We start from the raw sequence: 14,867 nt of genomic DNA on the forward strand, positions 1-14,867 counted from the left end.
CATTTGCGGACATTAGCCCTAGTACCGGGACGGCCAAACACCCGCTTCCACCGCAGCAATCACCTCTGCGACCGTAATCGGCTGCATTTTGTTGGGGTGTCCCCAAGTCTTCATTGCCCATACCCAAAGCGCGAGCAGTCCAACCGTAATCGCAATCCCGGTTAACTCTCCCAAGTCGAGAAGAGAGGCAGCCACGCCGCCGGCCACAGCAGCAGGGATAATAACTACACCATTCCAGCCGGAAAATCCCTCCGGGCCGAAGTGGTCGCTCCATCGCTCATACAACGCTGAAAGGTCGGTCCCAAACCGCTCCTGCAATGATACGAAGAAGTCTACGGCATCATCGCCGTCCATTCCGAGGTCTTGCACGAGACGTGAGGATGGTTTGATCTTGGTTGGAGAGAGGCCGCGCTCTTCCACTAGCATCCCCACCACTTCATCTGCTGCCCCGTCCATTCCCGCACACTAATTGGCTTATCGCGCGGTTGGAAACCGAATGTCCGCTATCCAGCTCCGTCGGATGAATAGCGTCACACACTCCCCGGTTGCACGCTGCCGCGCGCCATGCTTTGTCCTCCCCCGATGACCAGCCTCTTCGATCCCCGCTTCCCCCTCGCCCATACCGGCCTCATCGGCTCTCCCATCGAGCGGGACGACCGTATCCAGCGCAGCCCGGAGACGCTTTGGGCGGCGCGGATGCATCCTGGCGCGCGGTGGATGGTGCTGGATGGGCTCAATCCGCTGCTCGCGGAAGATGGGACGGATATTGCGTGGCTGCGCCGTTCCGAAGTGCCGGAGGCTGCGGTCGAGGTGTATCTCGGCCTTGAGGACGGCAGCCCGCGTTTCGCGGTGGCCGCCAGTGCGGCGGGGCTGCCGGGGACGCCGGTCGATGCGCGCCGCGCCGCGATGCTGATGGACGACGGACGCGCGGCGATCATCGCGCAGGCGCGCTCGCTCATAGACTGGCACCAGCGCCACAGCTTCTGCGCCAATTGTGGCGCGCCGACGGAGATGGTGAAAGCCGGTTACGGCCGCAACTGCGGCGGCTGCGGGGCCGAGCATTTTCCGCGCACCGACCCCGTCGTCATCATGCTCGCGATCGACGGCGACCGCGTGCTTCTCGGCCGCCAGTCGCGCTTTCCGAAAGGTTCGCTGTCCGCGCTCGCCGGCTTCGTCGAGGCGGGCGAGTGTTTCGAGGATGCCGTGCGCCGTGAAATCCGCGAGGAAGCGGGTATTCTCACCGGGCGCGTTGCCTACGTGGCCAGCCAGCCGTGGCCCTTCCCGTCCAGCCTGATGATCGGCTGCTTCGCTGAAGCGCTCTCCACCGAGATCAGCATCGACGAGGTGGAAATGGAGGAGGTGCGCTGGCTGACGCGGGACGAATGCATCGCCGCGCTCGCCGGAAACGGCAGCTTCACCGTGCCGCCGCCGCTAGCGATCGCACGGACGCTGCTGGAAACATGGGTAGCAGCGACGGCCTGAAGCGACAGCTTGAAGCGGCTCAGGCCTGCGCCAGCGCGCCAGCCAGCCGGTCGCGGATCGCGCGGAGCGAAGTGACGAACGCTGCATCCACCGCAGTCGGCTGCACGGGCCGTGCGAAAAGCTCTCCGGGCGGCGCGGCTTCGGGAAGTGTCGTCACTGCCGCAGACACGGGGATCACCGGTGTCGGCTCGGCAAGCAGGCCTTTCGGCCCCTTGTCCTTCAAGAGCTTCTGTACGCCCTTGATCGTATAACCGTCCGTATAGAGCAGGCGGTTGATCGCACGCAGAAGCTCAACGTCTTCAGGGCGATAATAGCGACGGTTGCCACCGCGCTTCAACGGTTTCACCGCCGGAAAGCGCGTCTCCCAGAAGCGGAGCACGTGCTGCGGCACACCGATCGTCTCGGCAACCTCGCTGATGGTGCGGAAAGCGTCGGCGCTCTTGTCCGCCATCACGCGCCTTCGTTGATGCGTTCGCGGAGAATCTGGCTCGGGCGGAAGGTGAGCACGCGGCGCGGCTCGATCGGCACTTCCTCGCCCGTCTTGGGGTTGCGGCCGATGCGGCGGTTCTTGTCGCGCAGGATGAAGCTGCCGAACGAGGAGATCTTCACGTTCTCGCCCGCGATCAGCGCGTCCGACACCTTATCGAGCACGGTTTCGACGAGCTGCGAGGACTCGGCACGCGACAAACCGATGGCACTGTGGACCGCCTCACCGAGTTCGGCGCGTGTCAACGTAGAAGACTTGTCCATGATCCGCTCCAACGCAGAAAACTTCAATGACGCCCGTATAATAGCGCAGTCTGTTGAAGAGTCTACCAGCGCAGCGCGGCGGCGCCCCACGTGAAGCCACCGCCCATCGCTTCGAGCACCAGCAGGTCGCCGGATTTGATGCGCCCGTCGCGCACCGCGGTATCGAGCGCGAGCGGAACCGAGGCGGCCGACGTGTTCGCATGGCGATCGACCGTGATCACCACCTGATCGATATCGAGCCCCAGCTTCTTCGCCGTGCCTTCAAGGATGCGGAGGTTCGCCTGGTGCGGGATCACCCACGCCACGTCCTCCGTCTTGCAGCCCGCCGCCTCCAGCGTCTCGGTCATCACCGAGGCGAGGTTGGTGACGGCGTGGCGGAACACTTCCTTGCCCTTCATGCGGACCTTGCCGACCGTGCCGGTCGAGGACGGGCCGCCGTCCACGTAGAGGAGGCTGTTGTGCCGCCCGTCGGCATGGAGCCGCGCCGCAAGGATGCCGCGATCGTCAGCGTCGCCATTACCCTCCGAGCGTTCGAGCACCACCGCGCCCGCACCATCGCCGAAGAGCACGCAAGTCGTGCGGTCTTCCCAGTCAAGGAGCCGGCTGAACGTCTCCGCGCCGATGACGAGCGCATGGCGCATCGGCCCGGCGCGCAGCATCGCGTCTGCCACGGTGACCGCGTAAAGGAAGCCGGAGCAGACGGCGGCAACGTCGAACGCCACGCAGTCGACGATGCCGAGCTTTTCCTGAACCGTGGTGGCCGTCGCCGGGAAGGTCTGGTCGGGCGTCGCGGTGGCGACGATGATGAGGTCGATTTCCGAAGGCTCGCGCCATGCCGCCTTCAGCGCCGCACGCGCAGCCGCGACGGCAAGGTCGGAAGTGAACTCATCGTCCGCGGCGATGTGGCGCTGGCGGATACCCGAGCGCTCGACGATCCACTCGTCGCTGGTGTCGACGGTTTCGGCGAGTTCCGCGTTGGAAACCACCCGCGCCGGCAGGTAGCTGCCCGTGCCGGTGACGATGGTGCGTGCAACAGCGCCCGTCATTGCGCGGCCTGTATCGCGCTTTGGGCGCCGCCACTCTGCGCGCCGCGATGCGCCTGGAAATTGTCGAGATCCTCGCGGATGCGGTGCGCGATGTCATCCACCACGAGATCGTGCGCGACGCGGATGGCGTTCGCGAAACCCTGTGCAGTGGCGCCGCCGTGGCTCTTCACGACGAGGCCGTTGAGCCCGAGGAAAACCGCACCGTTGTGCGCATTGGGATCGAGGTGACTGCGCAGCGAACGAAGCGCGCCGCGCGACATGAAGAACCCTGCCATCGAGAAAATGCTGCTCTTGAACGCGCGGGTGAGAAGCTCGACGACGAGGCGCGCGGTGCCTTCGGCCGTCTTGAGCGCGATGTTGCCGGAAAAGCCGTCGCTGACGATGACGTCGACATCGCCCTTGCCGATCTTGTCGCCCTCGACGAAGCCGGCGAACTGCATGGGAAGGTCGGCGGCGCGGAGCAGCGCGGCGGCGTGCTTCAACTCGTCGGTGCCCTTCAGGTCTTCCTCGCCGATGTTGAGCAGCGCGACGCGCGGTGTTGCGAGGCCGAGCACGGTGCGCGCGAAGGCGGCGCCCATCACGGCGAACTGGACGAGGTTCTCGGCGTCACACTCGGCATTGGCACCGAGGTCGAGCATCACGGAATCGGTCTTCGCGGTCGGCAGCAGCGCGGCGAGCGCGGGCCGGTCGATACCGGGCATGGTGCGAAGGCCAAGCTTGGCGATGGCCATCAGTGCGCCGGTGTTGCCCGCCGAAACGGCGGCCTGCGCCTCTCCGGCCTTCACGGCATCGACGGCAAGACCCATCGATGAGTGGCGCGCGCGGCGGAGCACCTGGCTCGGCTTGTCAGTGCCGAGGATTTCGCCATCAGTATGGATGACGACCGCGTCCCTGGCGACGAGCGGCGCTTTCGCCAGTTCGGCGCGGATCGCATCCTCGCGGCCATAGAGCCGGAAACGGATATCGGGGTGGCGCGTGCGTGCGATTTCGGCGGCGGCGATGGTCACTGCCGGACCGCCGTCGCCACCCATGACGTCAAGCGCGATGACAGGCGCGGCCGTCATCGGACACCCCCCAAAGCGTTGTCCACCGGTTTAGGCGCCGGCTTCGACAACCTCTCGGCCGTTGTAGAAGCCGCAGGCTCCACACACGTTGTGCGGAAGCTTGAGCTCGCCGCAGTTGGAGCATTCCTGGAACGTCGTGGCGCTGAGCGCATGATGGCTACGACGCATATTCCGCCGCGACGGCGAGGTTTTTCTCTTAGGGACAGCCATGCGGCACCTGTTACCTTCAACGTGAATTTTCGTGAACCGGCCGACCTTTCAGGACAATGCAAATTGCCCCGGAAACCCGCCGGATTCGGTTGAGCGCGCGAACATAGCGATTCATCGCCGCGATGCAAGTGGGCTTTCTGTTGCACGGTTCGTCTATATCAGGCGCGCGCCAAAACCGCATCCGCCACGAACGGATTCGATCGCCGTTCCTGCCCGAACGTGGACATCGGACCGTGCCCCGGAACGAACGCAGTGTCGTCGCCGAGCGGCCAGAGCTGCGTGCGGATGGAATCGATGAGCGCCTGGTGGTTGCCCTTCGGAAAGTCCGTACGGCCGATAGACCCCTGAAACAGCACGTCGCCGACGATGGCGAGGCGACTTTCGGGGTGATGGAAGATCACGTGGCCGGGCGTGTGGCCGGGGCAGTGATAGACGTCGAGCGTCAGCTCGCCCACCGTTACCGTGTCGCCGCCCTTCAGCCAGCGGTCGGGCGTGAACGGCGCGGCGCCGGTGATGCCGTACTGGTGGCCGACGCTGCTCGCCATATCGATCCAGAACTTGTCTTCGGGATGCGGCCCCTCGATCGGCACGCCGAGCTCGGCGGCAAGGACGCCGGTGAGCCCGCAGTGGTCGATATGGCCGTGCGTGACGAGCAGCTTTTCGATGGTGACGCCATACTGCGCCGCCGCCGCCTTCAGCTTGTCGAGGTCGCCGCCGGGGTCGACGAACGCGCCGCGCATGGTGCGCGTGCACCAGAGCAATGTGCAGTTCTGCTCCAGCGGCGTGACCGGAACGATCGCGGCGGCCAGCGGGCGGGTGTCAGAGGTCATGTCGGCAGCATTGAGGCCCGCAAGGGCGGAATGTCAACGGCTTGCGAGGGCATCGGGCACCGTCCCCAGCAGGTAGCGTTGCCAGAACAGCACAGTCGCGAGGAACTGGTAGTCGGCGTTCGGCTTCTTCTCGAAGCCATGCCCCTCGTCCGCCGCGACGACATGCCACGCCGTCCCGCCCCTCGCGCGCAGCGCCGTAACGATCTGGTCGGCTTCGGAGGGCGGCACGCGCGGATCGTTCGCGCCGGTCACGACCAGCAGCGGCGCGCGGATACGGTCCACCCGTGTCAGCGGCGAGATCGCCTTCAGCTTGCGCCGCTCGGCGGGATCGCGCTCGTCACCGTATTCGAGACGGCGGAGGTCGCGGCGATATTCGCCGGTGCCTTCGAGGAAGGTCACGAAATCGGAAATGCCGACGATGCTGACGCCCGCGCGGAAGTCCTTCGGGTAGCGGATCAGCGCGGCGAGCGTCATGTAGCCGCCGTAGGATGCACCGCTCACCGCCATGCGTGTCCGGTCGATGCCCGGATCATGGCGCAGACGTTTCAGGAATGCGCCCACGTCGCGCACCGCGTCCTCACGGAGAAACGGCCCGTCGTCGAGCGCGACGAAGCGCTTGCCGTAGCCGGTGGAGCCGCGCACGTTCGGGAAGAACAGCGCGACGCCGAGTTCGTTCACCATGTGGTTGCTGCGCCCGAGGAAACCGGGGCGAGACTGCCCCTCCGGCCCGCCGTGGAAGACCATCACCAGCGGGCGCGGCCCCGGAAAGCGGGCCGCATCGGGCCGGTAGAGCAGCCCGGAGACGGGAAGCCCATCGAAGCTCTTCACGGTGACGATTTCGGGCTCGACGCCCGGCGGCAGGTCCGCGCCGCTCTCCGTCCAGCGCGTGAGTTCGAGCCGGTCGGGATCGAACGACCACACATCGCCCGGCGAGGACGCGGTCGTCAGCGAAAAGCCGACCTCGCCCCACGGCGCGATCGACAGCCCGGTGAGAATGCCGCCGGGAAGCTGCGGCGCCGCACGCGGGCGCCCGGTCGCGAGATCGAGAAGACGAAGCCGCGACAACCCGTTCTCGTTCACCACGTAGGCGAGGAAGCGCCCCTCCGGGTCGACGCGGAAGTCCTCGACGGACCAGCCGGTTTCGGGATTGAGCCTGCGCGGCAGGCCCGTCACGCGGTCGATCTCGGCCAGATAGCGGTGCTCGGCGCCGAAATCGGTGACGGCGAAAATGCGACCGCCGGGCGCATAGCGCGCCGACCCGAAAGCAAACGGCTCGGCGGTCGGCGGCACCAGCGCACGCAATACGCGCGTTTCGAGGTCGATTTCGAACAGACGGCTGATCGCCACCGAGATGTAGTTGTAGAGGAGCGCGCGTTTCCCGTCGTCCGAGAAGTCGGCGAAGCTCCAGCCCCCGCCCCGCCCTTCCATCACCAGCCGGTCGGTCGCGGGATCGCGCGGGTCCATGATGTGGAGATCGGTATCGAGCCCGGTGCGCCGGGTCGTCGAATAGCCGATGCGCTTCCCGTCCGCCGTCCAGCGGACGCCGAGGTTGCGTCCGTCATCGCCCGTCAGGCTCACCATCCGACCCGCGTCGACGCGGAAGATCTGGTACTGCTCGTCGCCCTGCCGGTCCGCGAGCGCCAGCGTCACGTCGCCCGAAATCGGCGCGAACTCCCCGGCGATCACCGACTCTTCTCCGAACGTGAGCTGGCGCGGCGCGGCGCCGGGCACGGCAACCTCGTAAAGCTGGCGATTGTCGTCGAGACGCGCGCCGATCAGCACTGATCGCCGCAGCGGATGCCAGCCGAGCAGCCGCGCCGAGCGGTATTCGAGATAGGGCTTCGCCTGCTCCATCAGCGTCACGGGCACGGCGGGAACGCCGCTCACCGTGAGCGCCGCGGGCGCCTCGACAGCGGCCGCCCCGGCAGCTGAGGCGGCATCATGCGGGAGAAGGCTTGCGGCAAGCGCGGCAAGACCTGCTAAGAACCACCCCCGGACCATGACGCTTCGTTTTTTCACTTTCCCCACTCTACCGATTCCGCCGGGTTCCCGGCAACGGGTGTCGTGATGCCGAGCGCGCCCTTCGTGGCGCTCGACGACGCGCGCGGCGACGGAACGCAGCCGCTCACGCTCTACAGCGGCGCACATGAGATCATCACGGCGACACACAGGGATGACGTCCGCTCGGCGCTTGCAGCGCTGCGGCATCACGTCGATGCCGGTCGCCACGTCGCGGGTTTCCTTGCCTACGAGGCCGGGCACGCGCTGGAGTCGCGCCTTTCCGTCATTCCTGAGCGACGCACCGAAACCCCGCTCGTCTGGTTCGGCGTCTTCGATGCGCCGCAGATGATGCCGCCGGAAACGCTGCTGGGCAGCGTGCTCGGGCGCTCGGCACACGTGTCGACGCCGGAACCCGGTCTGGACTCGGCGCGCTACGCCGCCGCCCTCGGCGAGGTGAAGGCGCTGATCGAGGCGGGAGACATCTATCAGGCCAACCTCACCTTCCCCACGCGCCTCGCCATCGAAGGCCATCCGCTTGCGCTCTACGCCCGGCTGCGCCGCGCGCAGCGCATGGGCCACGGTGCAGTCGTGTTCACGGGGTACGAATGGATATTGTCCTTTTCGCCGGAGCTGTTCTTCACGCTCTCCGGCGGCGTGCTGCAAACGCGCCCGATGAAGGGCACCGCCCCGCGCCGTCCGCTTGCCGCAGACGATGCCGCCATGGCCGCAGCACTCGCCGCCGACCCGAAGAACCGTGCCGAAAACCTGATGATCACCGATCTCATCCGCAACGACCTCGCGCGCGTTGCCGAAGCCGGATCGGTAACGGTGAAGAATGCGTTCGCGGTCGAGCGCTATCCCACGGTCCACCAGATGACGACGACGGTCGAGGCCCAGCTCCGCAAAGGCCTTGACGCCTTCGACGTTCTCACCGCGCTCTTCCCCTGCGGCTCTGTCACCGGCGCCCCCAAGATCCGCGCGATGGAGGTGATCGAGGCGGTCGAGGCGCGACCGCGCGGGGTCTACACCGGCTCGATCGGCGCCATCGGCCCCGACGGCGCGCATTTCAACGTCGCGATCCGCACGATTGAAATTCGGAACCAAACCGCGACAATGGGCATTGGATCGGGCATTGTCGCGGATAGCGATGCTGCGTCCGAGTGGCGCGAGTGCGGAGAGAAGATGGCGTTCGTCAGCGCGTCGGGACGGCCGTTCCACCTCATCGAAACGATGGGCTTCACGCCCGACGAGGGTATTGCCCATCTGCCGCTGCATCTCGAACGGCTGGAGCAGTCCGCCGCTTGGCACGCTTTCCGCTTCGATCGGCACGAGGTCCGCAACCTGCTGCAGGCCGCCGTCGGCGCGCTCCGAGCGCCCGCACGCATCAAGCTCGTGCTGGCGGCGGGTGGCGCGGCTGCGGTGAGCTGCACGCCACCGCCCTCTCCGCCTGCCTCGGCGCGCGCCGCCATCGTGCCGCTGCCGGTAACACCCGGCGATCCCCGCCTCGCGCACAAGACGAGCGACCGCACCTTCTACGACGCCGCCCGCCGCGCCTCCGGCATGGACGAGGTGATCTTCGAACGCAGCGACGGCCGCCTCACCGAAGGCAGCTTCACCAACCTCTTCGTCGAGCGGGATGGTGTGCTCCTCACGCCCCCGGCGGCGGACGGCCTCCTTCCGGGCGTGCTCCGTCGCCACCTCCTCGAAACCGGCCGCGCCCGCGAGGCGTCCATCTCCCGCGCTGATCTCGAAGGCGGATTCCTGCTCGGAAATGCCTTGCGCGGACTTTTTCGCGCTGCGCTGGTTGCCCCCGCAGGCGAGTGACTCTAAGAGGCCCGCGACCTCTCAAGCGGAGCCTTTTCATGACCTTCCTCTCCGACGCCATCCAGCGCATCCAGCCTTCCCCCACGCTCGTCGTCACGCAGAAGGCCGCAGCGCTTAAAGAGGCAGGGCGGAACGTCATTGGTCTCGGCGCGGGCGAGCCTGATATGCCGGTGCCGGATTTCGTCGCCGAAGCCGCCATTGCCGCCATTCGCGGCGGGCAGAACAAGTATACCAACGTCGACGGCACCAACGCGCTCAAGGAAGCCGTACGCGGCAAGTTCAAGCGCGACAACAACCTCGACTATGGCCTCGATCAGGTCACCGTGAACGTCGGCGGCAAACACACGATCTTCAACGCGCTGCTCGTCACGCTCAATCCCGGCGACGAAGTGATCGTTCCCGCGCCCTACTGGGTCTCTTACCCTGATATCGTGCAGTTCTGCGGCGCGAAGCCGGTGTTCATTTCGGCCGGGATCGAAGCGGGCTTCAAGATCACGCCCGCGCAGCTCGAAGCCGCAATCACGCCCAAAACGCGTTGGCTGATCCTCAATTCGCCGTCGAACCCCACCGGCGCCGTCTACACGCGCGATGAAATCGCCGCGCTCGGCGAGGTGCTGCGCCGCAATCCGCACGTGTGGATCCTGTCGGACGACATGTACGAGCACATCATCTACGACATCGCGTTCGCGACCATCGCCGACGTTTGCCCGGACCTCTACGACCGCACACTCACCGTGAACGGCGCCTCGAAGGCCTATTCGATGACCGGCTGGCGCATCGGCTTCGCGGGCGGCCCCGCGCAACTCATCAAGGCGATCGCCAAAATCCAGTCGCAGTCGACGACCAACCCGTGCGCCATCGCGCAGGCGGCGGCTACAGCGGCGCTGAACGGCCCGCAGGATTTCCTGAAGGCACGCGTCGAAACCTTCCGCGGCCGCCGCGATCTCGTCGTCTCGATGCTGAACCAGACGGACGGCCTCAAGTGCGCGACGCCCGACGGCGCCTTCTACGTCTATCCGGACTGCACGGGTCTCATCGGCCGCAAGACGCCCTCGGGCGCGACTCTGGCGACCGACGAAGACGTTGCGGGCTATCTGCTGGAGGCAGAGGGCGTGGCGGTGGTGCACGGCGGCGCCTTCGGCGTTTCGCCCGCGTTCCGCATCTCCTATGCGACCTCGACCGAGCTTCTGGAAGATGCCTGCACGCGCATCCAGCGTGCCTGCGGGGCCCTCAAGGCAGCGTAAGCCCTACAGAAGCTCGGTGACGGCATGGATGGTGAGGCCGACAAGGCCGCCCACCAGCGTGCCGTTGATGCGGATGAACTGCAGGTCGCGGCCTACCGCAGCCTCGACGCGGTCGGTGACGGTGTCCGCGTCCCAACTCCGCACGGTGTCCGATACGATGCGCACAAGCTCGTCGCCGTAGTCCGCGACGACGCCCACGATCGCGCGCCGCGCATATTTGTTGAGCGCGCCGCGTAGCGCCGGATCGCTCTCGATGGTCTTGCCGATGTGCCGCGCGGCCTCCCCGACGCGCCCGGCAAGCGCCTGCTCGGGATCGGCGAGCGACGCGCGGAGCGATACCTTGGCGTTCGTCCAGATGCCGTCGAGGAAACCGCCGAGTTCGGGATTGTCGATCACTTCGAGCTTCAGCGTCTCGATGCGCGCCTGTGTTTCCGATTCGAACTGCATGTCGAACGCGAGGTCCTTCAGCGCCACCATCACTTTCAGGCGCAGCGGGTGCTCGGGATCGGCCGACATCTCGTTCAGCAGCCGCCGCAAGGCCTCGATGATCGAGTTCGCCAGCCGCTCGTCGAGCGAGGCAAGGCGCAGCAGCCACATTGTCCGCGCCTCCACGAGATCGCGGATCAGCCCCTCGTTCTGATCGAGCACGCGCGCGAGCCACGTGATCCCCGAATCGACGAGCGGCTGCAGCCGTCCCTCGTCGATCGAGCGGTCGAGCACGCGGCCCATCAGCGGCGCGAGTTCGAAACGCCGCAGGTTGCCGCCGATCGCGCCGCGTATCCAGCCCGAGACCGCCTCGTTGTCGAGTGCGTCGAGGAGTTGGATGCCGAGCTTGCCGATGCTGCCGCTCAGGCGCGTTTCGGCGGGCGGCGCGGAGAGCCAGCGCCCGACGGCGCCCGCCATGTCCACACCCCGCATCCGGCGCGCGACGATCGCGGGTTTCAGGAAGTTCGTCTTCAGGAACGTGGCGAGGTTGTCGCCGAGCCGATCCTTGTTCTTCGGGATGATCGCGGTGTGCGGGATCGGCAGGCCAAGCGGATGGCGGAACAGCGCCGTCACCGCGAACCAATCGGCAAGTCCGCCCACCATTGCCGCCTCGGCGAAGGATTCGACGTAGGGCGCCCAGACATATGTCTCGCCGAGCAGACGCGCCGCAACGAACACCGCCGCCATCAGCAGCAGCATTCCCGTCGCCACGATCTTCATGTGCCGTGCCGGGTCGGCGGTCACCCAGGTGCGCGCTGGACCGATCGTCCCGTCCTACTCGGCGGGGGCAGCGGGCGCCGTTGCCGGCTTGCCCGGATGGTCGTGCGTCAGGAGCTTGCCGAACTTCGCGCCAAGCCAGCGCTCGAAGTCATCGGCAAGGCTGAAGCCCGCGGGAACGATAACCAGCGTCAGAAGCGTCGACAGGATAAGCCCGCCGATCACGGTGATACCCATCGGGGAGCGCCATGCGCCGTCGCCCGTAAGCGAAAGCGCCGTCGGCAACATGCCCGCGGCCATGGCCACCGTGGTCATCACGATGGGCTGCGCGCGCTTGTGACCTGCGTCGATGATCGCCGTCACCTTGTCCACACCCTTGTTCATCTCCTCGATCGCGAAATCGACGAGCAGGATGGAGTTTTTCGCAACAATGCCGAGCAACATCAAGAGGCCGATCAGCACGGGCATCGAGATCACCTGCCCCGTGAGGTGAAGCGCGACCGCGCCGCCGAGCGGCGCGAGCAGCAGCGACCCCATGTTCACGAAGGGCGGCATGATGCGCTTGTAGAGCAGCACGAGCACCGCGAACACGAGCAGGATGCCCGAAACGACGGCGACGGTGAACTGCGTGACCAGCTCGGCCTGCATCTTCGATTCGCCGAACTCGACGCGCTCCACACCTGCCGGAAGGTTACGCAGGGTGGGCAGCGCAAACGCCACCTTCAAGCCTTCGCCCTTCACATAGCCCTCGGCAAGATCAGCGCCGACGACGATACGGTCGCGCTGGTTGTAGCGCCGAAGGATCGACGGACCCGCCCCGAAGCCGATATCGGCGACGACCTTCAGCGGCACCGATCCGCCGCTCGATGTCGGCACCGGCAGGTTCTCGATCGTGGCGATGTTCTTGCGTGAATCCGCCGGCAGCACGACGCGGATCGGAATCTGCCGGTCGGAGAGCGAGAACTTGGCGACGTTCTGGTCGATGTCGCCGATGGTGGCGATGCGGATCGTCTCGCTGAGGTCCGCCGTGGTGATGCCAAGCTCCGCCGCAAGATCGAAATGCGGCGAGATGACGATCTCGGGGCGCTGCAGATCGCCCTCCACACGCGGCGCGACGAACATCTTCTGCGCGTGCATCTCGCCCACGATCTTCAGCGCGGTATCGTGCAGCAGCTCGCTGTCGTCGCCGGCGATCATCACCGTCACGTCGCGTCCGCCGCTCCAGCCGTCCATCGATTGGAAGGTGATGCGTGCGTCGGGAATCTTCTGCAGTTCGGGCGTCAGCTGCTTCTGATATTCGATGCTCGAACGCTTCCGCTTATCGCTAAGCTGCGTGTAGATCATCGCCGAGCCCGGCTGCTCGATATCGATGTAGCTGAGCTGCGTTTCCGGCTCCTTCAGAAGTACGGCATTCGCGCGCTCGGCAACGGCGCGGGTCTGTTCGAGCGTGGTGCCCGGCACCATCTCGATCTTGAGCTGGGTCGAATCCTGGTCGGATTCGGGCTGGAAGGTGAACGGCAGCGTCGCGAACGACACGACCGTGAGCAGCAGCGCCACCACGCCGATCCCCATCACCCAGACGCGGTGATCGGCAAAGCGCCAGAAGTGGCGCTTCCAATCCTGCCGTGTCCGCGCCTTCTCGGCCTTCCGTGTATCGAGCGACCAGTGCAGAAGCGCGAGGTAACGGTCCATCATCGGGCCGTCGCCGTGGTTCTGCTCGCCCTGTGCCTTCAGGAAATAGGCGGCGATGAGCGGCGTGATCATGCGCGCGACGGCAAGGCTCATCAGCACGGCGACGACGACCGTCAGCCCGAACTGCTTGAAGAACTGACCCGTAACGCCGCCCATCAGGCCGACCGGCAGGAACACCGCGGCGATCGCGGAGGTTGTCGCCACGACCGCGAGCCCGATCTCGTCGGCCGCATCCATGGAGGCCTGATAGGCGGTCTTGCCCATGCGCATGTGACGCACGATGTTCTCGATCTCCACGATCGCGTCGTCGACGAGCACACCGGCGACAAGGCTGAGCGCGAGCAGCGACAGGCCGTTCAGCGTGAAGCCCATCAGGTCCATGAACCAGAACGCCGGGATCGCCGAAAGCGGAATGGCGGTCGCCGAGATCAGCATGGCGCGCCAGTCACGCAGGAACAGGAACACCACGATCACGGCCAGCACGGCACCTTCCAGCAGCGCCGCCATCGAGGCTTCATACTGCTGCTCGGTATACTTCACCGTGGTGAACATCGGCGTGATCTTCACCTTGGGATACTCTTTGGCGAGCTGGTCGCGAACCTCGAGCGCGTCCTTGTAGACCGTGACGTCGGACGAGCCCTTGGCCTTCGCAAGGCGGATGCTCACCACCTGCCGCCCGTCGATCAGACCGAGGCCGCGCTGCTCGCCGTAGGAATCGCGCACGTTCGCGACGTCGGAAAGCCTGAGCGTGCGCCCGCCGACGCTGAGCTGCGTCGCGCCGAGCGCCGCAGCGTCGGCCGCGTTGCCGAGCACGCGCACGGACTGTTCCGCGCCCGCGATCTCGGCGCGCCCGCCGGTGGCGTTGAGGTTGAGCTGGCGGAGCTGCTGGTTCACCTGCGCGGCGGTGATACCCTGCGCCTGCAGCTTCATCGGATCGAGCTCGACGCGGATTTCGCGCGATACGCCGCCGCCCCGGCTCGCCACCGCCATGCCGGGCACGGAAAGCAGCCGCTTCGAAGCGACGTTGTCGACGAACCACGACAGCTGCTCGAGCGTCATGTCCACCGACTGCACGGTCCAGTAGGCGAGCACGCCGTCGATATCCTCGCGCACCACCTGCGGTTCGAGAATGCCCTGCGGCAGGTCGCCGCGAACCTTCTGCACCGCGTCGCGCACGTCGTTCACGGCGCGGTCGATCGGCGTGCCGATGTCGAACTGCACCATCGTCGTCGATGTGCCTTCGGTCACCCACGAGGTGATCTCGTCGACACCGCTCACGTTCCGCACCGAGGCTTCGACGATCTGGGTGATCTGCGTCTTCATTTCCGAAGGCGCAGCGCCCGGCTGGGTGATGATCACCTGCGCCATCGGAAAGCTGACGTCCGGGTTGTTGTTGATGTCCATGCGGATGAAGCTGACGATACCCGCCAGCGTCAGCGCCACGAACAGCACGATCGGCGGAACCGGGTTCCGGATCGACCAGGACGAGATATTCCGCATCGTTTCGCTTCCTGTCGGCCG

General features: G+C 66.3%; 13 protein-coding genes. 3 read left to right on the forward strand and 10 right to left on the reverse strand.

Features of this window, described 5'->3' with window-relative positions:
• Positions 1 to 18: 18 nt before the first annotated feature.
• On the reverse strand, positions 19 to 456 hold the full coding sequence (locus tag ACFQ00_RS19010; protein ID WP_381494681.1) for a hypothetical protein: 438 nt from the start codon (positions 454 to 456) through the stop codon (positions 19 to 21).
• A gap of 126 nt (positions 457 to 582) precedes the next feature.
• Between ACFQ00_RS19010 and nudC the strand changes: the two genes are divergently transcribed.
• A complete protein-coding gene (nudC, locus tag ACFQ00_RS19015; protein WP_381494684.1) occupies positions 583 to 1,482 on the forward strand; it encodes an NAD(+) diphosphatase in 900 nt (299 codons plus the stop codon).
• Positions 1,483 to 1,501: 19 nt separating this feature from the next.
• On the opposite strand, the gene ACFQ00_RS19020 is transcribed toward nudC, so the two are convergent.
• From ACFQ00_RS19020 to ACFQ00_RS19050, 7 genes are all read right to left on the reverse strand, one after another.
• Positions 1,502 to 1,933: a MerR family transcriptional regulator gene (locus tag ACFQ00_RS19020; RefSeq protein WP_381494687.1), complete on the reverse strand. Its 432-nt coding sequence runs from the start codon at positions 1,931 to 1,933 to the stop codon at positions 1,502 to 1,504.
• Positions 1,933 to 2,232: an integration host factor subunit alpha gene (locus ACFQ00_RS19025; RefSeq protein WP_293781480.1), complete on the reverse strand. Its 300-nt coding sequence runs from the start codon at positions 2,230 to 2,232 to the stop codon at positions 1,933 to 1,935. The genes ACFQ00_RS19020 and ACFQ00_RS19025 overlap by 1 nt, the downstream gene beginning before the upstream one ends.
• A gap of 62 nt (positions 2,233 to 2,294) precedes the next feature.
• Positions 2,295 to 3,278: a beta-ketoacyl-ACP synthase III gene (locus ACFQ00_RS19030; RefSeq protein WP_381494691.1), complete on the reverse strand. Its 984-nt coding sequence runs from the start codon at positions 3,276 to 3,278 to the stop codon at positions 2,295 to 2,297.
• Positions 3,275 to 4,342: a phosphate acyltransferase PlsX gene (gene plsX, locus ACFQ00_RS19035; protein ID WP_381494694.1), complete on the reverse strand. Its 1,068-nt coding sequence runs from the start codon at positions 4,340 to 4,342 to the stop codon at positions 3,275 to 3,277. The genes ACFQ00_RS19030 and plsX overlap by 4 nt, the downstream gene beginning before the upstream one ends.
• Positions 4,343 to 4,372: 30 nt before the next feature.
• Positions 4,373 to 4,552 (reverse strand): 50S ribosomal protein L32, encoded by a 180-nt coding sequence (gene rpmF, locus ACFQ00_RS19040; protein ID WP_184068517.1) that lies wholly within the window; start codon positions 4,550 to 4,552, stop codon positions 4,373 to 4,375.
• 158 nt (positions 4,553 to 4,710) lie between these two features.
• Positions 4,711 to 5,382: an MBL fold metallo-hydrolase gene (locus tag ACFQ00_RS19045; RefSeq protein ID WP_374593415.1), complete on the reverse strand. Its 672-nt coding sequence runs from the start codon at positions 5,380 to 5,382 to the stop codon at positions 4,711 to 4,713.
• A gap of 33 nt (positions 5,383 to 5,415) precedes the next feature.
• Complete coding sequence (locus tag ACFQ00_RS19050; RefSeq protein ID WP_381494699.1) at positions 5,416 to 7,401, reverse strand: S9 family peptidase; 1,986 nt, start codon at positions 7,399 to 7,401, stop codon at positions 5,416 to 5,418.
• A 48-nt stretch (positions 7,402 to 7,449) separates the two neighbouring features.
• On the opposite strand from ACFQ00_RS19050, the gene pabB reads away from it, so the two are divergent.
• On the forward strand, positions 7,450 to 9,207 hold the full coding sequence (gene pabB, locus ACFQ00_RS19055; protein WP_381494701.1) for an aminodeoxychorismate synthase component I: 1,758 nt from the start codon (positions 7,450 to 7,452) through the stop codon (positions 9,205 to 9,207).
• Between the two features lie 38 nt (positions 9,208 to 9,245).
• Positions 9,246 to 10,451: a pyridoxal phosphate-dependent aminotransferase gene (locus tag ACFQ00_RS19060; protein WP_381494704.1), complete on the forward strand. Its 1,206-nt coding sequence runs from the start codon at positions 9,246 to 9,248 to the stop codon at positions 10,449 to 10,451.
• 3 nt (positions 10,452 to 10,454) lie between these two features.
• Here ACFQ00_RS19060 and ACFQ00_RS19065 read toward each other — a convergent pair whose 3' ends face one another.
• Together ACFQ00_RS19065 and ACFQ00_RS19070 are read right to left on the reverse strand one after the other, a co-directional pair.
• Positions 10,455 to 11,657: a DUF445 domain-containing protein gene (locus ACFQ00_RS19065; protein ID WP_381495301.1), complete on the reverse strand. Its 1,203-nt coding sequence runs from the start codon at positions 11,655 to 11,657 to the stop codon at positions 10,455 to 10,457.
• 54 nt (positions 11,658 to 11,711) lie between these two features.
• Positions 11,712 to 14,846: an efflux RND transporter permease subunit gene (locus ACFQ00_RS19070; protein WP_381494708.1), complete on the reverse strand. Its 3,135-nt coding sequence runs from the start codon at positions 14,844 to 14,846 to the stop codon at positions 11,712 to 11,714.
• Positions 14,847 to 14,867 lie beyond the last annotated feature (21 nt).

This window comes from Sphingosinicella xenopeptidilytica (assembly GCF_042676985.1).
Taxonomy (GTDB): Bacteria; Pseudomonadota; Alphaproteobacteria; order Sphingomonadales; family Sphingomonadaceae; genus Sphingosinicella; species Sphingosinicella xenopeptidilytica.